Below are 20,460 nucleotides of genomic sequence, written 5' to 3' on the forward strand. Positions count from 1 at the left end.
TTTTCCTTAATTATCAGCCGACGCTATGTTCAAGGCTAATAGCCAGCAATTTTTGCGCTTCGACGGCGAACTCCAGCGGCAATTCTGAGAACACGTCTTTACAGAATCCATTGACGATCATCGAGATCGCATCATCTTCGCTAATGCCGCGCTGCAGACAGTAGAACAGCTGATCTTCGCCAATACGCGAGGTGGTGGCTTCGTGTTCCAGCTGGGCGCTGTTATTGCGGCATTCGACATAGGGGAAGGTATGCGCCCCGCAGTCCGGGCCGATCAGCATCGAATCGCACTGGGTGAAGTTACGGGCGTTAGTGGCGGTCGGCATAATTTTGACCAGCCCACGATAGCTGTTCTGGCTGTGTCCGGCGGAGATCCCTTTTGAGATAATGGTCGAGCGGGTGTTCTTGCCGATATGAATCATTTTGGTCCCGGTATCCGCCTGCTGATGGCCGCTGGTCAGCGCCACCGAGAAGAATTCGCCGATCGAGTTATCGCCGCGCAGGATGCAGCTCGGGTATTTCCAGGTAATGGCCGAACCGGTTTCCGACTGGGTCCACGACATCTTGCTGTTTTCGCCTTCGCACAGCGCGCGCTTGGTGACGAAGTTAAGGATGCCGCCGGTATTGTTATCGCCGGGGAACCAATTCTGCACGGTGGAGTACTTCACTTCTGCATCTTTATGGATGATGACTTCCACCACCGCCGCGTGCAGCTGATAGCTGTCGCGTACCGGCGCCGAGCAGCCTTCGATATAGCTCACATAGCTACCTTCGTCGGCGACCAGAATCGTACGTTCAAACTGGCCGGTTTTCTCGGCGTTGATACGGAAATAGGTCGACAGTTCCATCGGGCAACGCACGCCTTTCGGCACGTAGATAAAGGTGCCATCAGAGGCGACCGCGGCGTTCAGCGCGGCAAAAAAGTTGTCGTTGCCCGGCACTACGGTACCAAGGTACTTTTTCACCAGTTCCGGATGATCGTGAATCGCTTCGCCAAAGGAGCAGAAGATGATCCCCTGCTCCGCCAGCTTCTCGCGGTAGGTGGTCGCCACGGATACCGAGTCGAAAATGGCGTCCACCGCCACTTCTTTGCCTTCACGCACCGGTACGCCAAGCAGGTTAAAGGCTTCCTCGACTTCATTCGTCAGGAAGGTATTCGCCCCGGTTTGCTGTACCGCGCCGGGTTCCGAGGCGCAGGTATCATCGCAGTTACCGCAGGATGGCGCCGAGTAGTAGCTGTAATCCTGATAATTGAGCTTATCGTAATGCGCTTTCAGCCAGTGCGGCTCTTCCATCTCCTGCCACGCCTTAAAAGCGTTGAGACGAAATTCGAGCATCCAATCCGGTTCATTACGACGCGCGGAAATCGCGCGAACCACCTCTTCGTTAATGCCTTTGGCTAGCTCATCGGTTTGTAGCTGAGTAAAGAAGCCTTCTTTATAGTTGAGCGGGCCGCCGGTCCAGCTTTTGACATCGTCAGTTGCTTCAGTATTTCGAGACATAGTTACTCCGCCTGCACCCCGAAGCTTTCGCCGCAGCCGCATTCGTGCTGCGCTTTCGGGTTATGAAACTTGAATATTTCATTTAAGCCTTCGCGAACATAATCCAGTTCGGTGCCATCAATAAACGGCATCGCCTGCAGCGGCGCAAACAGCTTCGCGCCGTCGCGCTCAAACAGCAGGTCGTCGTCCGCCGGTTCGGCAATCATCTCCAGCACGTAGCCAAAACCGGCGCAGCCGCTGGTTTTGATTCCCAGACGTAGCCCCTGCTTGTCCGGCTGTTTATGCATCAGTTCGCGGATATGGGCCGCCGCCGCGGGGGTCATCTTCAGCCCCTGCCAGTTAAAATCGTCGGGATTAAAGGTGCTTGTTTGTAATTCCATCGCTCTACCTCATCGATTGCCGCTATCGGGCCCTACCCTCATGTTAGTGATAATGATTATCACTTCAACCCTGCAGGAACAGGAGTATTCGGCCATTTCGCCCCTTTTTACGCTTTTCTATAAGCATAGACCCTGGTCGAGAGGTTATCAGACCGCATTTTTTGCAATTAATAGATTGATAAATAATAAGTTATTAGGATAAGCGCGTATATAAAGCGGCAATGAAGAAAGATGCATCGAAAATACCTATTTATTGAATAGGCAAAAGGCCCGTCTATGTGGTGGCCACAGGTAGCTTCCTAGCCAGCGCCAGGATTGAGAACGCCTGTACCTTCAGGATGTCATCAAAGTGAAAATAATAGTAATTAGCTATAGAAAATAGCGTTTCTGCCGCTGGAATTCGGAATTTAATGCCACCTCTATTATGAACCATCATTCGGTTATACTTTTTGTTATCCGACGCGTATTTTTTACTAGGATTTTTCCTGGTGGAGAGGTAGATTCTTCGCCATAACAATAAAATCGCCGATCTTCATTCCTGAGGATATCTCAAATGGAAAATTTATTTTTCGTTATTATTGTGATAATTCTTTTGTTACTTGCCGTTGCTGTTTTCATCTCCTATATCAAGGATCGAAAAAAACAAAAAAGCACATTCAAAAAGAAATATTAATAACTCAAATATTATTCCCCACTTCTATCAAAAGACTTTCCATTATAATTTTCAATCATGCCCCGTCACAGGGGCATACAGACACAACAAGAAACGCCCCCCCACGCTGACGCTCTTCGCCATGCCTTTAATGACTTTTCCATAGAATATTTATTGCACCACGGTAAGTGACTCGCTGGCGAAGAAAACAATGATATAAACCCCATTGTAAAAAACCGCTACAAGCAATGCCCAATGCAGACTATCGATTATCATTTTTGTGGTAAATAAACCAGAAACATTGACACAAAATAATAAGTGTCGCTCAAGACCAGAAATATTCATGGCCAATTCCTCATGAACTTTCGCCGGGCATATTACTGGTTCAAGAATACTTCCGATTCAGTTTTTTTCGTCCTAAAGAGAGCCCGGCATAACTAGACGCTATGTCTGGCCAAACATGCCACATACTTTTTCCCCGATTGACGTACGATTTCTTGGGCATTAACCAGAATTTCCCGCCCTTCAAACGCGCCGTAGATTTGACTAAACTTCACCCCGTCGAGACGTCGGAGGATATCACTCACCGTGGCAGCCGGCAGCGGCAGCATATTGGGATAACTCCACATGAAAGAAACGGCGTTAGCTCCCGGCGCAACCTGGACTATATCGCCGGATAATAGCAGGCCGTCGCCCTGCGCCCAGTGCAGGACGCAGCCACCAGCAAAATGCCCACCAAGGCGAATCAGACTGGCATCGGCCGTCAGTTGCAGACTATCGCCCTCCCAGAAGGTAATCCACGGGCTGTCGCGCATGACCCACTGGCGGTCATCCCCATGCAGATAGATTGGCGCCTTAAACTCCGCCGCCCAATCCTGCATACAACTGTAGTAATGCGGATGTGAGATAGCGATGGCTTTCAGCCCACCCAGCGCGGAAACCAGCGTTTTTGTCGCCTCATCGAGGTTGGCGATGCAGTCCCACAGAATATTGCCCTGCGGCGTACGCAGCAGAAATGCACGCTGGTTAATGGCAAAACTGGGGATGGTGCGAATGCTAAAAAGCCCACTGTTATGCTGCTGCCACTTATTGTTATGCGATGCGGTAAGCTTATTTAACGTAATCCACTGCTGCCCGCCCACAGGAACAAATTGACGCTCATCTTCGCAGATCGGGCAATGTTGTTGTGCAGGGCCTTCGCTAAATTCATAGGAGGTACCGCAAGCTTTGCAAAGCGTAATTGTCATATCTCCCTCTCTGTTCCATGATGCAATAACAAGCGTGCCACCACTTATTTTAACTATATGACAGATGGCGCGTGATGCAACGACCTACCGAGTTTGGTAGCGTTCTGCGTTTTTTATCGTTTGGCTTAACGGGCATAATCAACCGGCGGCAATAGATGAATGATGGACGGGGAAGGCATGCGCAAAATTTCAGCATTAATATTAATGGGGTTACTTACCGGCTGCTCGGTTAACGCGCCGCAAAGCGCGCAATACAATGCCGAATACTCCCAGCGCCAGGATATACGCACGCAGAACGTATATCGATTTAAGATCAAACCGCTTCAATCCAGCGGCGGAAAGTATTGGGGCGCGGATAATTTAACGCAGGTTTTTTACGTCAGTGATAAAAATGCCGCAACCGTTGAATTACGCTTCAACTACCCTACCGCAACGCTACAGGCCTCATCGTTAGACGGACAAGGGAAAGTAGTAAGCACTCAAACGTTCATCCTGTTAGCCGAATCCGCGGCGCCGCCATCGGGTTCGGACAAGAAGTACTTATACCTGACAAAAAGTGGCGAGTTACTGAGCAAATGGAAAAACTGTACGCCGGATATGAGCGTGGCTTGTAGTTGGGGAGGTCATCAAATATTTATCACCCGCAGCGCCGATCTGGCAGTGCAGTATGCAACCGGTGGTGCAGGTTTAGCTTTTCTGCTGATTCCATTTTACACATCCGAAGCCCGACTACAGATTTTCCCCAAAGCGCCAATCGACGCTGCTGGCAATTAATAGCAAGCCTTCTTTGCAGAACGATTCAATTTTGTGATGAAGTGAGTTAATTCTTAAAAGCAGGGTTGGTTAAGTCTGCGTTTACTCATGTACAATTGACGTCGTTGATGAATACTTGCCGGAGCAACGCTGGGCTATTATTTACGGGAGCTTGTGTCTTACAGGATGATTGATATCAGTATTATGTCGATGTGCATGGTAGTGCTGCTGGTGATGAGCGTGTTACTGGAGTAACCATCCCCCCTTCCCCTACCGTTTTTGTTAGCTTATTTTACCACTGAATTGGGCATAAAATTGTCCAGCCGCTTCTCCAGCCGGGAAGCGGTCGGGCTGCGCCTTAACATCCGGCAAAACGGTGTTTACGCCCTTTGTAAGGAAGCATCCGAAAAATTTGCCAAAATGGGTTCGCCCGCAGGTATCCAGCGGGCTTTTTTTGTTTGCTTGCGGCTATCATGAGCACAAAAAAAACCGCCGTGATTCACGGCGGTTTGCTGTCTCAGCGTGAATAGGCGCTCGGCGTATTAGCTCTTCACTTTACGGTAGATAAACAGCACCACAAGTGCGCCAATTACCGCCACGACAAAGCTACCGAAGTTAAAACCGTCAACTTTGCCAAAGCCGAATAACGTACTGATCCAGCCACCGACTACCGCACCGATAATACCGAGGATCACGGTGACAATAAATCCACCGCCGTCTTTGCCCGGCATAATCCACTTAGCCAAAATACCAGCGATCAAACCAAAAATGATCCAGGAAATGATACCCATGGTTAACTCCGTCCTCTTTGTTACCGTGAATGTAATTCGTAATTAAAATAGTAGCATAATTACAACGAATGATTTAACAAATATATATTTATTAGATGATTGCTTGCCGCGCCGTTAGCCATGGTCTACAGATTATTCAGTGCTCGTTAACGCCGAAGGAGTGAGAAATGGGATATTACGTACTGAAAAAGTCTGAAAAGAGTGTCTCGCAGCCGTGGTATTTTCTGCTGAAGGCTGACAACCATGAGACCATCGCCACCAGCGAGATGTACTCGTCGAAAGATGCGGCTAAAAAGGGTATCGCCTCGGTGCAGAAAAACGGCGCCAGCGAGGTCATCAAGGACGAAACGCAATAACAAGAAGGGGATGCAAGCGCATCCCCTTAAAATAATGTGGCGACCGTTACACCACGGCGGTGGTCAGTCGTGAGGAGCAGCACAGTCGCCCCTGCTCATCGGTGATATCGATTTGCCACACCTGATGGCGAGACCCAACATGCAACGCGGTACAAACCCCTCGCACCCGCCCGCTGCGCACCGAACGAATATGGTTGGCATTGACTTCCAGGCCGACCACTTTTTGTTCTCCTTCGGTACACAGATAGCCCGCGACCGAGCCAAGGGTTTCAGCCAGAACCACCGATGCGCCGCCGTGTAGCAGACCAAAAGGCTGATGTGTACGGTGATCCACCGGCATCGTCGCTTCAATCGCGTTATCGCTGATGGACACAAAGTGAATATCCAACAGGCCAACCATGTTTCCCTCGCCCATCGCGTTAAGCTGCGGCAGCGAAGCCTGACGTTTCCAAATCATCCCATAATCTCCAGCAGAGCCTGCAGCGGGTGACGTACCCCGCTACCTTCGATACGCTTCACCTGGCTTCGGCAGGAATAGCCGGTGGCCAGACAGCGACCGCGCGGTAAACGCGCCATCGCCTGCTGCCAGGAAAGCGCGTAAATCGCCAGCGAGTTGGCGTGGTTTTTCACTTCGTGGCCGTAGGTGCCAGCCATGCCGCAGCAACCCGTACTGATGTACTCCATTTTCGCCCCGCAACGGGCAAAGATCTCTGCCCACTGTTTGGGCGCGGCCGGTAGCGCCGTCACTTCGGTGCAATGGCCAAACAGGTACCAGGGTTCGCCGCTGTTGTCCCTCCCGGCTGAAGGCGCTATCGCCTCGGTCAGCCATTCATGCACCAGCATCACGCGAAAATCGCCGCGTTTCTCGCCCAGCGTCTGGTTATATTCATCGCGATAGCAAAGCACCAGCGCCGGGTCGACGCCAACCATCGGTATATCCAGCTGCGCTACGCGGTTGAGGAAATCAGCGGTTTTCTGCGCCGTGCGCGCGAAGCGCGTCAGGAACCCCTTGATATGCTGCGCTTTACCGTTCGGTGAGAACGGCAACAGTACCGGCTGATAGCCGACTTTTTCAATCAGGCGGACAAAGTCAGCCACCACCTGCGCTTCGTAGTAGCTGGTAAACGGATCCTGCACCACCAGCACTCTCTTCGCACGCTGTTCGACGCTCATTGCTTCCAGATCCTCAAGCGTGGTATTGGCGGAGCGATGGCCTGCCAGCTGCTGCTTGAGCGACGGTACGGAGAGCAGCGGCAGATCGACCATGCCGATGTGTTTTTCCGACAGCTTGCGCATCCACGGCTGATTGATAAAGAAGTTGAATGTTTTCGGCGCCTGGGCCATCAGCGGCGCGTACGATTCGACCGTCGCCACCAGATGATCGCGTACCGGGCGCAGGTAGCGGCTGTGATACAGCTGCAGGAAGCGGGAGCGGAATTCCGGCACGTCGATCTTAATCGGGCACTGGGTTGAACAGGCCTTACAGGCCAGACAGCCGGACATCGCCTCTTTCACTTCATGCGAGAAATCATATTCGCCTTTACGCGCATGCCAGCTATTGCGGGTACGCTCGATCAGGGCGCGCAGGCTCACACCTTTTTCCGGAAGTTCTTGCTCCAGTTTGTTCGGGTCTATCCCGCGGTCGGCCAGCAGACGTAACCATTCACGCACCAGCGTCGCGCGGCCTTTCGGCGAATGAATGCGCTGATTACTGACCTTCATTGACGGACACATCGGGCTTTTTACATCGAAGTTAAAGCACAGACCGTTACCGTTACACTCCATCGCGCCACGCCAGGCGCTACGCACTGCAATGGGAATTTGACGATCGTAGGTGCCGCGCTTCACCGCATCGACTTTCATCATCGGCGCATCGACGCCTTCAGGTGGGCAAATTTTCCCCGGATTCAATCGGTTGTCCGGATCAAATGCCGCTTTCACTTTACGCAGTTCGCTATATAACTCCTCGCCAAAAAAGGCCGGACTGTACTCGGCGCGGAACCCTTTACCATGTTCGCCCCACAGCAGGCCGCCATATTTGGCCGTCAGCGCCACCACCTCATCGGAGATCTGCTTCATCAGCACCTCCTGCTGCGGGTCGCACATATCCAACGCCGGACGAACGTGCAGCACTCCGGCGTCGACGTGTCCAAACATGCCGTAGCTCAGGCCATGCCCGTCGAGTAAAGCACGAAACTCGGTGATGTAATCCGCCAGATGCTCCGGCGGCACGCAGGTATCTTCAGCAAAAGGAATCGGTTTAGCGGCGCCTTTGGCGTTGCCCAGCAGACCAACCGCCTTTTTACGCATGGCATAGATGCGCTCGACGCCATCCAGTTCATGACAGACCTGCCAGCCAATGACTCCCGCGGCGCCCTGCGACATGAGTTCATCAAGACGCTGACACAGGGTGGTTACCTGGCCGTCGATTAATTCAGCATCATCCCCGGCAAACTCAACGATATTGAGACCCAGCATCTCTTTATCCGGCACATCGGCGATCAGTTCGCTTACCGAGTGCCAGACGATATCTTCGCGGGCCAGATTAAGCACCTTCGAGTCGACGGTCTCCACCGACAGCGCCTTCGCTTCAACCATGAATGGCGCGTTACGCAGCGCCGAATCAAAGGAGTCATACTTGACGTTGACCAAGCGGCGCACTTTCGGTAGACGCGTAATATCGAGCCGCGCTTCGGTGATAAATGCCAGCGTGCCTTCGGAGCCGGTCAGAATGCGCGTCAGGTCGAACTCGCTCATCTCATCATTAAAGACATGACGCAGATCGTAGCCGGTCAGGAAGCGGTTCAATTTCGGGAATTTATCGATGATCAGCTGACGCTGCGCTTTACAGCGCTGATAGACGGTACGATAGATGCGGCCAATCGCTGACTGCTCTCGCCCCAGCGTTTCCGCCAGCGCGGCGGGAATAGGCAAGGTATCAAGGATATCGCCGCCCATCAGTACCGATCGCACCCCAAGCACATGATCGGAGGTTTTACCGTAAACCAATGAACCCTGTCCGGAAGCATCGGTATTGATCATTCCGCCGAGCGTCGCGCGGTTACTGGTCGACAGTTCCGGCGCGAAGAAGTAGCCGTAGGGCTTAAGAAACTGGTTGAGCTGGTCTTTGATTACCCCGGCTTCGACCCGCACCCACCCCTCTTCAGGATTGATTTCGATAATACGGTTCATATAGCGCGACATATCGACGATGATCCCCGCATTCAGCGCTTGACCATTGGTGCCGGTACCGCCGCCGCGTGGGGTAAAAATCAGCGATTGAAAGCGCGGTTCCGCCGCCAGCCGCGCCAGTAAAGCGACGTCCGCGGTGGAACGGGGAAACAGAATGGCGTCCGGCAACAGCTGATAGACGCTGTTATCGGTCGCCATGGTGAGCCGGTCGGCATAGCTGGTGGCGGTATCGCCGGTGAATCCTTGTTGCTCCAGTACCTGCAAAAAATTCAGCACCAGTTGAACGACGCCCGGCGCTTGAGAAATCTGTGGGATCATGACGCTTGACCCTGCCTGAATATGTTGTGTTTAGATGATGTAATAATGCGCAAATTAAACGTTTGCGTGGCGCACTCAACTTTTTATCACATTTTTTTCATATCCGCCCACGAGATTTACGGGCAAAATCAGGCGCGCGAAATTATTGATATTATTATCTGTACATGGAATTACGCTGCGTCAGCATTGAGACGCGACTGGAAAGGTAAATTTTCTCTATGATTAACCAACATCAGCCCCGGGACATACCGCAAATTCTGCTGTCGGTGCTGTTTTTGTCCCTGATAATTATTTCCTGCCTGTGGGTTGTGCAACCATTTATTCTCTCTTTTGCCTGGGCCGGCACCGTGGTCATCGCAACCTGGCCGGTGCTGCTGCGTCTGCAAAAGCTGCTGTTTGGCAAGCGCTCGCTGGCGGTGCTGGTGATGACGCTGCTGCTGTTTTTACTGTTCGTTATTCCTATCGCCTTACTGGTGAATAGCCTGGTCGATAATAGTGCCCCGCTGATCAAAATCGTCAGCACCGGCCAGGTAACGCTGCCGGATTTCGCCTGGCTGAACTCGATTCCGCTGATCGGCGATAAACTCTATTCCGCCTGGCATAGCCTGCTGGAGATGGGCGGCGCGGCGATTATGGCTAAGGTTCGCCCTTATATCGGCGCCACCACCACCTGGTTTGTCGGCCAGGCGGCGCATATTGGTAAACTGCTGGTTTACTGCGGACTGATGCTGTTGTTCAGCGCTCTGCTTTACTGGCGCGGCGAACGCGTCGCTTATGGTTTCCGCTACTTCGCTACCCGTCTGGCCTCAAAGCGTGGCGATGCTGCGGTGGTCCTTGCCGGACAGGCGGTTCGCGCCGTGGCGCTGGGCGTGGTTGTCACCGCGCTGGCGCAGGCGGTGCTCGGCGGTATCGGGCTGGCGATAAGCGGCGTGCCTTACGCCGCGCTGTTGACCGTGGTGATGATTTTCACCTGTCTGGTACAGCTGGGGCCGCTTATCGTGCTGGTCCCTTCAATTATCTGGCTGTACTGGACCGGCGATACGACCTGGGGCACGGTGCTGCTGGTGTGGAGCTGCGTGGTGGGTACGATGGATAACGTGATTCGCCCGGTGCTGATTCGCATGGGCGCCGACCTGCCGATGATTCTGATCCTCTCCGGCGTTATCGGCGGCCTGATCGCCTTCGGCATGATTGGCCTGTTTATCGGCCCGGTGCTGCTGGCCGTCTCCTGGCGTCTTTACGACGCCTGGGTGCAAGAAGTACCGCCGCCGCCGCTGGACCCCGATCTGGTTCTGGCGGAGCTCGCCGAGCTTAATGCCAGCCATAACAAAAGCGAAAAGTAACAGAAAGGCGGGGAAACCCGCCTTAAACTTAAGCTAAATTTATCAATCCCTCGCCACTTCCGGCATATTCATGTTCCAGCTCGATATTTACCTCTCATATTCTTCACACTGATTTAACTATTGAGAAGAATCCGATCGACGCCAACAGCCCTGATGCCTACTATTAGCCCACGGTTATAGATCAAGATATTGATTTATAAGCATGGAAATCCCCTGAGTGAAACAACGAATTGCTGTGTGTAGTCTTTGCCCATCTCCCACGATGGGCTTTTTTTTACGTCAAAATCAAATAGCGAAACGTTGCTGAAGGCAAAAAAAATCCCCGGCATCTCTGCCAGGGATTGTGCTAGCCGCGTTGAACTTATTTATTCAGTTCAGCCAGACCTAACCAGGTTTGCACCACGGTATCCGGGTTCAGGGACAGGCTATCGATCCCCTCTTCCATCAGCCAGGCGGCAAAGTCTTCGTGGTCGGACGGACCCTGGCCGCAGATGCCCACGTATTTGCCCTGTTTTTTCGCCGCGCGGATGGCCATCGACAGCAGCGCTTTCACCGCGTCGTTGCGTTCATCAAACAGCTCAGACACGACGCCGGAGTCGCGGTCAAGGCCCAGCGCCAGCTGCGTCATATCGTTCGAACCGATCGAGAAGCCATCGAAGTACTCGAGGAACTGCTCCGCCAGAAGCGCGTTCGACGGGATTTCACACATCATGATGATCTTCAGCCCGTTTTCGCCGCGCTTGAGCCCCTGACGCTCCAGCTCTTCGACCACCGCTTTCGCCTGCGCGACGGTACGTACGAACGGCACCATCACTTCCACGTTGGTCAGCCCCATGTCGTTACGCACGCGTTTCATCGCTTCACACTCCAGCGCGAAGCAATCGCGGAAGCTTTCTGAAACGTAGCGTCCGGCGCCGCGGAAGCCAAGCATCGGGTTCTCTTCTTCCGGCTCGTAACGCTCGCCGCCCACCAGGTTGGCGTATTCGTTAGATTTAAAGTCGGACAAACGCACGATCACCCGTTTCGGGTAGAAGGCGGCGCCAAGGGTAGCGATCCCTTCGGTCAGGCGGCCAACGTAGAACTCTCTCGGTGAGTCGTAGCCTTTCATCAACTCGCGGATTTCGTTCTGCAGGCCCGGTTCCTGGTCGTCAAACTCCAGCAGCGCGCGCGGGTGAACGCCAATCATGCGGTTAATGATAAATTCCAGACGCGCCAGCCCCACGCCTTCATTCGGCAGGCAGGCGAAGTCAAAGGCGCGATCCGGGTTGCCGACGTTCATCATCACCTTCAGCGGCAGGTTCGGCATCTCGCCGACGCTGGAGCTCTTCACGCTGAAGTCCAGTAACTCTGCGTAGACGTAGCCGGTGTCGCCTTCGGCGCAGGAAACGGTGACATTCTGGTTTTCCTGGATACGGTCGGTCGCATCGCCGCAGCCGACCACCGCCGGGATCCCCAGCTCACGGGCGATAATCGCCGCGTGACAGGTACGTCCGCCGCGGTTGGTGACGATCGCCGAGGCTTTCTTCATGATCGGTTCCCAATCCGGGTCGGTCATGTCGGTGACCAGCACGTCGCCGGGCTCGATGCGGTTCATCTCACTGATATCGTGGATAACCTTGACCGGGCCGGCGCCGATACGGTGGCCGATAGCTCGACCTTCGGCGATGATCTGCCCCTGGGCATGCAGGGTATAACGCTCCATCACCTGACCGCGCGAACGGACGGTTTCCGGGCGCGCCTGGACGATAAACAACTTACCGGTGTGGCCATCTTTCGCCCACTCGATATCCATCGGACGGCCGTAATGCTTCTCGATCTGCACCGCCTGCTTCGCCAGCTCTTCCACTTCCTCGTTGGTTAACGAGAAAACATCGCGCTGCGTCTGGGGCACATCTTCAATCCGCACCTGCTTGCCGTGTTCCTGAGTCGGCGCGTACACCATGCGGATTTTTTTCGACCCCATGGTACGGCGCACGATAGCCGGGCGGTTAGCCGCCAGGGTCGGTTTGTGAACGTAAAATTCGTCCGGGTTCACCGCGCCCTGCACCACCATCTCGCCAAGCCCCCACGCCGAGGTGATAAACACCACCTGGTCGAAACCGGACTCGGTATCGATGGAGAACATCACGCCGGAGGAGGCCAGGTCGGAGCGCACCATCCTCTGCACCCCGGCGGATAGCGCCACGCCGCGGTGATCGTAACCCTGATGCACGCGATAGGAGATCGCGCGATCGTTAAACAGTGAAGCAAATACGTGCTTCACGGCAACGAGCACGGCGTCAAAGCCCTGCACGTTGAGGAATGTCTCTTGTTGGCCGGCGAAGGAGGCATCCGGCATATCTTCCGCCGTCGCCGAAGAACGCACGGCAAACGAGGCCTCGGCGTCATCGGCGGACAGCAGGTCATAAGCTTCGCGAATCGCGTTTTCCAGTTCGCTCTGGAAGGGGGTGTCGATGATCCACTGACGGATCTGCGCGCCCGCTTTCGCTAATGCGGAAACGTCGTCAATGTCGGTTTCATCCAGCAGTGCATAAATGCGCTGGTTAACGCCGCTTTGGTCCAGGAACTGATCGAAAGCATCAGCGGTGGTGGCGAACCCGTTTGGCACGGAGACACCCATACCGGACAGGTTAGTAATCATTTCACCAAGGGAGGCATTTTTGCCCCCAACTCTGTCTACATCATTCATGCCGAGTTGGTTATACCAAAGCACCAGCGGTGACGAGCCATTGTTGGACATCGAGACAATCCTTTTGTGATTTAATACAAATTATAGAAAACACACGATCGACTACGGTATTCATCCTGACATATTTATGCCGCTGAAAAAAACGGTGAATCGTTCAAGCAAATTAATTTTCTGTTTTTAGGATTGTTTTCCGGAATTCCCTAACTATATGATTAAAATGGATTCTATTGATATTTGATACAAATAGTGTGCAAAAAAAGAAACTGAACCTGCCATTTCATTAAAAACAAAAATAGCGTTTCATTTTTTTAAGTGAGACAAAGGTTAAAGCTCTGTGCTTAAATTTACTCTGCTTTTAGATAATTATACCGGATGGTCAAAATGGACAGTGCTGTAGATCGCCACGTATTTTATATTTCTGACGGTACCGCTATTACGGCGGAAGTTTTAGGCCATGCGGTAATGTCGCAATTCCCGGTGGCCATCAGTAGCGTGACATTGCCGTTCGTCGAAAATGTCAGTCGAGCCCGGGCGGTAAAAGAGCAAATCGATGCCATTTTTCAACAAACCGGCATCCGTCCGCTGGTCTTCTATTCCATCGTTATCCCCGAAATTCGCGACATAATTTTGCAAAGCGAGGGTTTTTGTCAGGATATCGTGCAGGCGCTGGTAGCCCCGCTGCAGCAAGAATTACATCTGGATCCTACGCCGGTGGCTCACCGCACCCACGGCCTGAATCCCGGTAACCTGATTAAATACGATGCGCGTATCGCCGCCATCGATTACACGCTCGCCCATGACGACGGCATTTCGCTGCGCAATCTCGATCAGGCGCAGGTGATCCTGCTCGGCGTTTCGCGCTGCGGTAAAACGCCGACCAGCCTGTACCTGGCCATGCAGTATGGTATTCGCGCCGCTAACTACCCTTTTATCGCCGACGATATGGACAATCTGGTTCTCCCGGCCTCGTTAAAGCCGCTGCAGCACAAGATGTTCGGCCTGACGATTAACCCGGAGCGACTGGCGGCAATCCGCGAAGAGCGCCGCGAAAACAGCCGCTACGCCTCATTGCGCCAGTGCCGCATGGAAGTAACCGAAGTCGAAGCGCTATATCGCAAAAACAAGATCCCCTGCCTTAACAGTACCAACTATTCGGTAGAGGAAATTGCCACCAAAATCATGGATATCATGGGGCTGAATCGCAGGATGTACTAATACACTAGTACATTATTGAAAATTTGTTTATGCTATCGCTCGTGGCCTATACAGGATCATGCCCTGCTCTTGCAATAAGCAGGGATTGGTTTATCGTGATGCGCATCACTTCCCGGCATTTTCGCCGCGGAAGAAACAGATTTTTGAGACCCCAATGAATAAAACAGACGAATTGCGTACCGCGCGCATTGAAAGCCTGGTAACGCCCGCGGAACTGGCGCAGCGCCATCCCGTGTCGGCCGAGGTTGCCGCCCACGTCTCCGCTTCCCGCCGGCGGATTGAAAAGATCCTCAACGGCGAAGACCGCCGCCTGCTGGTGATTATCGGCCCCTGCTCCATTCACGACCCCGAAGCGGCGCTGGAATATGCGCGCCGCCTGCAGGGCATGCGCGAACGTTACCAGCCGCAGCTGGAAATTGTCATGCGCACCTATTTCGAAAAACCGCGCACCGTCGTGGGCTGGAAAGGACTCATTTCCGACCCTGACCTCAACGGCAGCTACCGGGTCAACCACGGCATTGAACTGGCGCGTCGTCTGCTGCTGCAGGTCAACGAGCTGGGTATCCCCACCGCCACCGAATTTCTGGATATGGTGACCGGACAGTTTATCGCCGATCTGATTAGCTGGGGCGCCATCGGCGCGCGCACCACCGAAAGCCAAATTCACCGCGAGATGGCCTCGGCGCTCTCCTGCCCGGTTGGTTTTAAAAACGGTACCGATGGCAACACCCGCATCGCGGTCGACGCGATACGCGCCTCGCGCGCCAGCCATATGTTCCTGTCGCCGGATAAACAGGGCCAGATGACCATCTACCAGACCAGCGGTAACCCGTACGGCCATATCATTATGCGCGGCGGTAAACGGCCGAATTATCATGCAGCGGATATCGCTGCCGCCGGTGAAGCGCTACGGGAATTCGATCTCCCTGAGCAACTGGTCGTCGACTTCAGCCACGGCAATTGTCAGAAGCAGCATCGCCGTCAGCTGGAAGTGTGCGCCAATATCTGCCAGCAGATCCGCGATGGATCCACCGCCATTGCCGGGATCATGGCGGAGAGCTTCCTCGCCGAAGGGACGCAAAAAGTGATCCCCGGTCAGCCGCTGACCTGGGGTCAGTCGATTACCGACCCGTGCCTGAGCTGGGAAGATAGCGAAAAAATGCTCGCTGAACTGGCTGCAGCCACCGCTACACGGTTGTAATCCCTTCCCCCGCCGCGCTCGCGGCGGGTTTTAACCGCTCGCCGTTCATCCTCTGCGCAATAGCTACCTGAAATGGTAAGCCACGACAAAAAAGGCTTGCCGTGAAAATTAACATTACTGATAATGATTATCATTGTTTCTTTTATTTTTATTTTGGTGCTATGACGCGTATGGATAACACTGCCACAGCAGAGAAAACAAAAGACAATGCTCCCTATCCTATTGCCAGCGATCGCCAAATCAGCAGCCGGACGCTGTTAGGCCCGGAAGGACGCGTGGTGATCGAACATGACGGCCAGCGCTATCTGCTGCGCCAGACCCACGCCGGTAAGCTAATTTTGACCAAATAAAACCCCGCGCGATGGCGAGGCTTTACGGTTAGCTGGAGCAGCTCACTTCCAGATGTTTACCCCAATCAGGCGGGCGGCTGGCGTAATCATCTGTACGATCGGCGAACGGCTGCGCGAGGGCTTCATGCAGACGTTCCAGCTCGCGCATATCGCCAGCTTCGGCCTGTTCTATCGCCCGCTGCGCCAGCCAGTTACGTAGCACCACCGCCGGGTTGACGCCCTGCATCCGCTGCTGGCGTTCGCTATCGTCGATCTGTTCATCGCGCAGCCGCGCCCGGTAGTCGGCAAACCAGCTATCAAACGCCGCGCGGTCGATAAATTCATCGCGCAGCGGCGATGCCGCGCTGTGCTGCTCGCTTTGGCTCAGCATCCGGAAGGTACGGGTGTAGTCACTCCCTTCACGCTCCATCAGGCTGAACAGTCCATCAAGCAGTGTGTTATCGCCGGTTTGCTGAGTATAGAAGCCGAGTTTGTCGCGCATGCGGCGGCCGTAGGCGGTCAATAAGGCATGCTGATAGTCATCCAACGCCGCGTTCAGCGAGTCGGCGCTGATAAACGGCGAGAGCGACTGGGCCAGACGCTGCAGGTTCCACAACCCTACCGCCGGTTGGTTATCAAAGCTGTAGCGCCCCTGGTAATCAGAGTGGTTACAGATAAACCCGGGCTGGAAATCATCGAGGAAGCCATACGGACCATAATCCATGGTCAGGCCAAGAATCGACATATTATCGGTATTCATCACCCCGTGGGCAAAGCCAACGGTCTGCCAACTGGCTATCATCGCCGCGGTGCGCGTGACAACGTCACGGAACCAGAGAATATACTTATCCGCTTCCTGCTGCAGCTGCGGCCAGTGGTGGTCAATCACATAATCTGCCAGCTGCTGCACTTTTTCCGCTTCGCGACGATAATAAAAATGTTCGAAATGGCCAAAGCGTACGTGGCTTTCGGCGATGCGCATCAACATCGTGCCGCGTTCTTCGCGTTCGCGGTAAACCGGCGTGTCGCTGGTCACCATCGCCAGCGCGCGGGTAGTGGGAATGCCCAGCGCATGCATTGCTTCACTGGCAAGGCTTTCGCGGATAGTCGAGCGCAATACCGCCCGGCCATCGCCCATTCTCGAATAGGGCGTCAAACCCGCGCCTTTAAGATGCCAGTCAAAACGTTGACCATTCGGCAACTGCTGCTCGCCAAGCAAAATGCCGCGTCCATCGCCAAGCTGGCCGGCCCAGGCGCCGAACTGATGGCCGCTATAGACCTGCGCCAGCGGCGACATTCCCGGCAGCAACGCTTCGCCGCCCCAAACGCCCGCCCCATGTTGCGGATTAAATAACGTCTCCGGGACGCCCAGCGTTTGCGCTAAAGCGGTGTTGCGCCAGATGAGACGCGCGTTATCCAGCGGCGTGGGCGCCAGCGATGTGTAAAATCCCGGCAGCCGATCGCGCCAGTGAGTAGTAAAAGACAGGGTCATGGTTCCTCCTGCCGCCAGTGTAGTGCCTTAAACAGGGGATTAACACGGGCGAACTGCAGGGTTATGGCAATTAAAAAAGGGAGCCATCGCTCCCTTTTTCGCCGAATGCGGCTTAAATGCGCCTCGCCTGCCAGAATTTCTTGTTCCAGTAGACGTTGTCCAGCGACGAGCGGGTAACGCCCTGGCTGGTGGAGGCGTGAATAAATTGATTGTCGGTATCATAGATACCGACGTGCAGGCCGCTTTCGCCGGAGCCGGTTTTGAAGAACACCAGATCGCCGGGCAACAGATCGCTTTTATCAATGCGGGTGCCGATTTCCGCCTGCTCACGAGTTTCCCGCGGCAGCTGCATGGCGAATTTATCGCGGAACGTGCGTACCACAAAGCCCGAGCAGTCGACGCCGCGCGGCGTCATGCCGCCATAGCGGTACGGCGCCCCACGCCAGTTACGCAATTGCTCATTGAGATTCGCTACCACGGTAATGGAATCAGCCAGCCGTGGATTCGGCGGCGGCGCCCGGTGGCTGCTACAGCCTGCCAGCACCATCGCCGCAATAAAAATGAACCACACACGCATCTCAGACGATTCCTCTGTTCCCTGTCCTGTTATTGAAATAATTTAGCCTGTTTAGCGGCTTACAGGCAAGATCCTTAACCGCTACTGTGACGCCACGAGCATTAGATGACCCGCGACTTCCACCCGCTGAAACGCGATATGATAAGCGGCGATCAAATTCTCTTCACTTAACACCTCATACGTTTCCCCGCAGGCAATCATCCGCCCCTCACAAATGAGCCACGCCCTCTGCGCATGACGCAGCGTATGGTTGAGATCGTGGCTGCTCATCACGATAGCGATCCCCAGCGCGCTCAGCGACGCCAGCACGCTATCCAGCGCCGCCTGCTGCGCGACATCGAGGCTGTTCATCGGTTCATCTAACAATAACAGCTGCCCGACAGGATTCGCGCGGCGGTGAATCTGCAGGATCACCGCCGCCAGACGCACCCGCTGCCACTCGCCGCCGGAGATCTGGTTGACCTGGCGCCCCAGCTTATCGCTTAACCCCAGTTGCCCGGCTATCTCGTTGAGCAACCCCTGCGGGGCGCTGTCTTGCATATGTAATGACAGATAGTGCCACACCGGCATCGCGAAGGGCGGGAGCTGCTGCTGATTCAAATAGGCGCGATGGCGGGCAAGTTCCGCCGCGGGCCACTGATCCAGCGCCCGCTGGTTAAGCGTAATCAGACCAGGGCCGGCGGTCAGCCCGGCCATCCGCGCCAGCAGGGTACTTTTGCCCGCGCCGTTCGGCCCCACCAGATGGACTATCTCTCCGGGCCGAACGTCAGCGGTAAACGACAACAGCCGCCCCGCTTCCGCTACATCCTGTAGCTGCATCAAAAACGGCATTATTGCGCTAGCGCTCCTTTTACCGCAGCCAGCAATTGCGGATCGTTCGGCGTCATATCCGGCGAGAAACGCTGAATCACCTGACCATCGCGGCCCACGAGGAATTTTTCAAAGTTCCACAGGATATCGTCAACGTACAGCGGCGCGCGGCCTTTACTGGCCATCCGCTCATAGAAACCGCTCCCTTCCGGCGCGACGGCCTTCGGCGCGGCGGCAATCAATTTTTGATACAGCGGCGCGCGATCTTCGCCGTTGACGTCAATTTTACTGAACAGCGGGAAGGTGACGCCGTAGGTCACGCTGCAGAACGTTTTAATCTCTTCTTCGCTGCCCGGCTCCTGGCCGAGAAACTGATTACAAGGGAAGCCAAGGACGCTAAATCCCTGCGGGGCAAACTCTTCTTGCAGCGCTTCCAGTTGCTCATACTGCGGCGTGAGGCCGCATTTTGAGGCCACGTTGACGATCAGCAGCACCTTTCCGGCGTACGCCGCCAGGGTGGTTTTTTCGCCATCGATGGTCGTCACTTCGGTATTAAGAATGTCGTGTTGCATAGCCTTCCCTCAGTCAATAATGCAGGTTAAGGAGATCCCTATCTACTGTAGCGGATTCAACGCGCTTGATTCTACTTTGATTCGCGGGCAAATGTCGCTTGATGTGACAGCGCTGCGCTTGCCGACGACAACATGAATTCCTCTCAATATCCGCAGCGGACAAATCAGTGTACAGTGTGAAAAGTATGTAATAGTGTTTCGTTACTTGTTAATTTATGAGAGTTTTTAGAGATGAAGAAGTTATTAAGCTCGGTGTTAATCGCCACATCGGTGGCGCTGTTATCCGCCTGCTCTCCGGACGATAACAATAAGGTTAAAGTCGCGATCAATACCGGCCCGGATGAAGCTATCTGGAAAGTCGTGGAGCAGGTAGCAAAAGACAAATATAACCTTGACGTTGAAGTTATCTCTTTCAATGATTACGTGTTGCCGAATGAAGCGTTAAATAATAAAGATGTCGATGCTAACGCCTTCCAGACGCTGCCCTATCTCGAGGCGCAGTCGAAAGAGCGCGGCTATAAATTCGCTATCGTCGGTAAAACGTTCGTCTTCCCGATTGCCGCCTATTCGCGCAAAATCAAAAATATCAGCGAACTGCCTGACGGCGCGACCGTCTCTATCTCTAACGAAACCACCACCCTCGGCCGCAGCCTGCTGCTGTTACAGGCACAAGGATTAATCAAGCTGAAAGATGGCGTCGGCTATCTGCCCACCACGCTGGATATCATCGATAATCCGAAGCATCTGAAGATTGTTGAAGTCGATACTCCGCAGCTGACCCGCACGCTCGACGATCCGAACGTTACGCTTGCCATCATCAACACTAATTTCTCGGCGCAGGTCGGTTTATCCGCCGCCCGCGATGGCCTGTTTATGGAAGGCCCGGATTCACCTTATGTGAATGCGATCGTCTCGCGCGAGGATAATAAAGACAGCAAGAAAATTCAGGAGCTGAAAGAGGCCTTCCAGACCAGGGAAGTCGCCGATAAAGCGCAGGAAGTCTATAAAGGCGATGCCATCAAAGGCTGGTAATCGTCACCCG

At 54.1% G+C, this 20,460-nt stretch carries 20 protein-coding genes and 1 other RNA gene; 9 read left to right on the forward strand and 12 right to left on the reverse strand.

What is annotated here, in order from left to right; genetic code table 11:
* Positions 1-13: 13 nt before the first annotated feature.
* Both sufB and sufA read right to left on the reverse strand, forming a co-directional pair.
* The gene (gene sufB / locus ABLV66_RS14515; protein WP_045396097.1) at positions 14-1,501 is read right to left on the reverse strand and encodes a Fe-S cluster assembly protein SufB; all 1,488 of its coding nucleotides are present in this window, start codon (positions 1,499-1,501) and stop codon (positions 14-16) included.
* 2 nt (positions 1,502-1,503) lie between these two features.
* The gene (gene sufA, locus ABLV66_RS14520; RefSeq protein ID WP_348877081.1) at positions 1,504-1,881 is read right to left on the reverse strand and encodes a Fe-S cluster assembly scaffold SufA; all 378 of its coding nucleotides are present in this window, start codon (positions 1,879-1,881) and stop codon (positions 1,504-1,506) included.
* Between the two features lie 553 nt (positions 1,882-2,434).
* Here sufA and ABLV66_RS14525 point away from each other — a divergent pair.
* On the forward strand, positions 2,435-2,554 hold the full coding sequence (locus ABLV66_RS14525) for a small membrane protein (RefSeq protein WP_348877082.1): 120 nt from the start codon (positions 2,435-2,437) through the stop codon (positions 2,552-2,554).
* Between the two features lie 150 nt (positions 2,555-2,704).
* Here the strand turns inward: ABLV66_RS14525 and ABLV66_RS14530 are convergent, their stop codons facing one another.
* The gene (locus ABLV66_RS14530; RefSeq protein WP_155956331.1) at positions 2,705-2,878 is read right to left on the reverse strand and encodes a hypothetical protein; all 174 of its coding nucleotides are present in this window, start codon (positions 2,876-2,878) and stop codon (positions 2,705-2,707) included.
* A 92-nt stretch (positions 2,879-2,970) separates the two neighbouring features.
* Positions 2,971-3,780, reverse strand: a complete 810-nt coding sequence (locus ABLV66_RS14535) for an MBL fold metallo-hydrolase (protein WP_045396090.1) — start codon at positions 3,778-3,780, stop codon at positions 2,971-2,973.
* Positions 3,781-3,957: 177 nt separating this feature from the next.
* Here ABLV66_RS14535 and ABLV66_RS14540 point away from each other — a divergent pair, with 177 nt between their 5' ends.
* On the forward strand, positions 3,958-4,554 hold the full coding sequence (locus ABLV66_RS14540) for a hypothetical protein (RefSeq protein WP_045396221.1): 597 nt from the start codon (positions 3,958-3,960) through the stop codon (positions 4,552-4,554).
* 521 nt (positions 4,555-5,075) lie between these two features.
* Here the strand turns inward: ABLV66_RS14540 and ABLV66_RS14545 are convergent.
* Entirely contained in the window at positions 5,076-5,324 is a 249-nt protein-coding gene (locus ABLV66_RS14545) for a GlsB/YeaQ/YmgE family stress response membrane protein (RefSeq protein WP_020079088.1), read from the reverse strand.
* A 167-nt stretch (positions 5,325-5,491) separates the two neighbouring features.
* On the opposite strand from ABLV66_RS14545, the gene ABLV66_RS14550 reads away from it, so the two are divergent.
* Positions 5,492-5,680 (forward strand): YegP family protein, encoded by a 189-nt coding sequence (locus tag ABLV66_RS14550; protein ID WP_045396087.1) that lies wholly within the window; start codon positions 5,492-5,494, stop codon positions 5,678-5,680.
* Positions 5,681-5,726: 46 nt separating this feature from the next.
* Here ABLV66_RS14550 and menI read toward each other — a convergent pair whose 3' ends face one another.
* Together menI and ydiJ are read right to left on the reverse strand one after the other, a co-directional pair.
* Positions 5,727-6,137 (reverse strand): 1,4-dihydroxy-2-naphthoyl-CoA hydrolase, encoded by a 411-nt coding sequence (gene menI, locus ABLV66_RS14555; protein ID WP_045396082.1) that lies wholly within the window; start codon positions 6,135-6,137, stop codon positions 5,727-5,729.
* On the reverse strand, positions 6,134-9,190 hold the full coding sequence (ydiJ, locus tag ABLV66_RS14560) for a D-2-hydroxyglutarate dehydrogenase YdiJ (protein WP_045396078.1): 3,057 nt from the start codon (positions 9,188-9,190) through the stop codon (positions 6,134-6,136). Before ydiJ ends, menI begins: the two co-directional genes overlap by 4 nt.
* A gap of 218 nt (positions 9,191-9,408) precedes the next feature.
* Here ydiJ and ydiK point away from each other — a divergent pair, with 218 nt between their 5' ends.
* On the forward strand, positions 9,409-10,533 hold the full coding sequence (ydiK, locus tag ABLV66_RS14565) for an AI-2E family transporter YdiK (RefSeq protein WP_015367025.1): 1,125 nt from the start codon (positions 9,409-9,411) through the stop codon (positions 10,531-10,533).
* 170 nt (positions 10,534-10,703) lie between these two features.
* Positions 10,704-10,811, forward strand: an RNA gene (rprA, locus tag ABLV66_RS14570) — antisense sRNA RprA.
* 83 nt (positions 10,812-10,894) lie between these two features.
* Here rprA and ppsA read toward each other — a convergent pair.
* Complete coding sequence (ppsA, locus tag ABLV66_RS14575; protein WP_047078779.1) at positions 10,895-13,273, reverse strand: phosphoenolpyruvate synthase; 2,379 nt, start codon at positions 13,271-13,273, stop codon at positions 10,895-10,897.
* Positions 13,274-13,603: 330 nt separating this feature from the next.
* On the opposite strand from ppsA, the gene ppsR reads away from it, so the two are divergent.
* From ppsR to hemP, 3 genes are all read left to right on the forward strand, one after another.
* On the forward strand, positions 13,604-14,437 hold the full coding sequence (ppsR, locus tag ABLV66_RS14580) for a posphoenolpyruvate synthetase regulatory kinase/phosphorylase PpsR (RefSeq protein WP_015367027.1): 834 nt from the start codon (positions 13,604-13,606) through the stop codon (positions 14,435-14,437).
* A gap of 154 nt (positions 14,438-14,591) precedes the next feature.
* Positions 14,592-15,638 (forward strand): 3-deoxy-7-phosphoheptulonate synthase AroH, encoded by a 1,047-nt coding sequence (gene aroH / locus ABLV66_RS14585; protein WP_047078818.1) that lies wholly within the window; start codon positions 14,592-14,594, stop codon positions 15,636-15,638.
* Positions 15,639-15,808: 170 nt separating this feature from the next.
* Positions 15,809-15,988 carry a hemin uptake protein HemP gene (hemP, locus tag ABLV66_RS14590; RefSeq protein ID WP_161799839.1) on the forward strand — a complete coding sequence of 60 codons (180 nt, stop codon included), beginning with the start codon at positions 15,809-15,811 and terminating at the stop codon, positions 15,986-15,988.
* A gap of 28 nt (positions 15,989-16,016) precedes the next feature.
* Here hemP and selO read toward each other — a convergent pair whose 3' ends face one another.
* The 4 genes from selO to ABLV66_RS14610 all read right to left on the reverse strand — a co-directional run bounded on the left by selO (position 16,017) and on the right by ABLV66_RS14610 (position 19,418).
* Positions 16,017-17,459, reverse strand: coding sequence for a protein adenylyltransferase SelO (gene selO, locus ABLV66_RS14595; RefSeq protein WP_348877083.1), 1,443 nt, complete (start codon positions 17,457-17,459; stop codon positions 16,017-16,019).
* A gap of 112 nt (positions 17,460-17,571) precedes the next feature.
* On the reverse strand, positions 17,572-18,036 hold the full coding sequence (locus tag ABLV66_RS14600) for an NlpC/P60 family protein (protein WP_045396070.1): 465 nt from the start codon (positions 18,034-18,036) through the stop codon (positions 17,572-17,574).
* Between the two features lie 81 nt (positions 18,037-18,117).
* Positions 18,118-18,867: a vitamin B12 ABC transporter ATP-binding protein BtuD gene (gene btuD / locus ABLV66_RS14605; protein WP_512173802.1), complete on the reverse strand. Its 750-nt coding sequence runs from the start codon at positions 18,865-18,867 to the stop codon at positions 18,118-18,120.
* Positions 18,867-19,418 (reverse strand): glutathione peroxidase, encoded by a 552-nt coding sequence (locus tag ABLV66_RS14610; protein ID WP_348877085.1) that lies wholly within the window; start codon positions 19,416-19,418, stop codon positions 18,867-18,869. Before ABLV66_RS14610 ends, btuD begins: the two co-directional genes overlap by 1 nt.
* 231 nt (positions 19,419-19,649) lie before the next feature.
* Between ABLV66_RS14610 and ABLV66_RS14615 the strand changes: the two genes are divergently transcribed.
* Positions 19,650-20,450 carry a MetQ/NlpA family ABC transporter substrate-binding protein gene (locus tag ABLV66_RS14615; RefSeq protein ID WP_045362713.1) on the forward strand — a complete coding sequence of 267 codons (801 nt, stop codon included), beginning with the start codon at positions 19,650-19,652 and terminating at the stop codon, positions 20,448-20,450.
* Positions 20,451-20,460: the final 10 nt, after the last annotated feature.

Origin of the sequence: Klebsiella sp. CN_Kp073 (genome assembly GCF_040065495.2) — a bacterium.
Lineage (GTDB): Bacteria > Pseudomonadota > Gammaproteobacteria > Enterobacterales > Enterobacteriaceae > Klebsiella > Klebsiella aerogenes.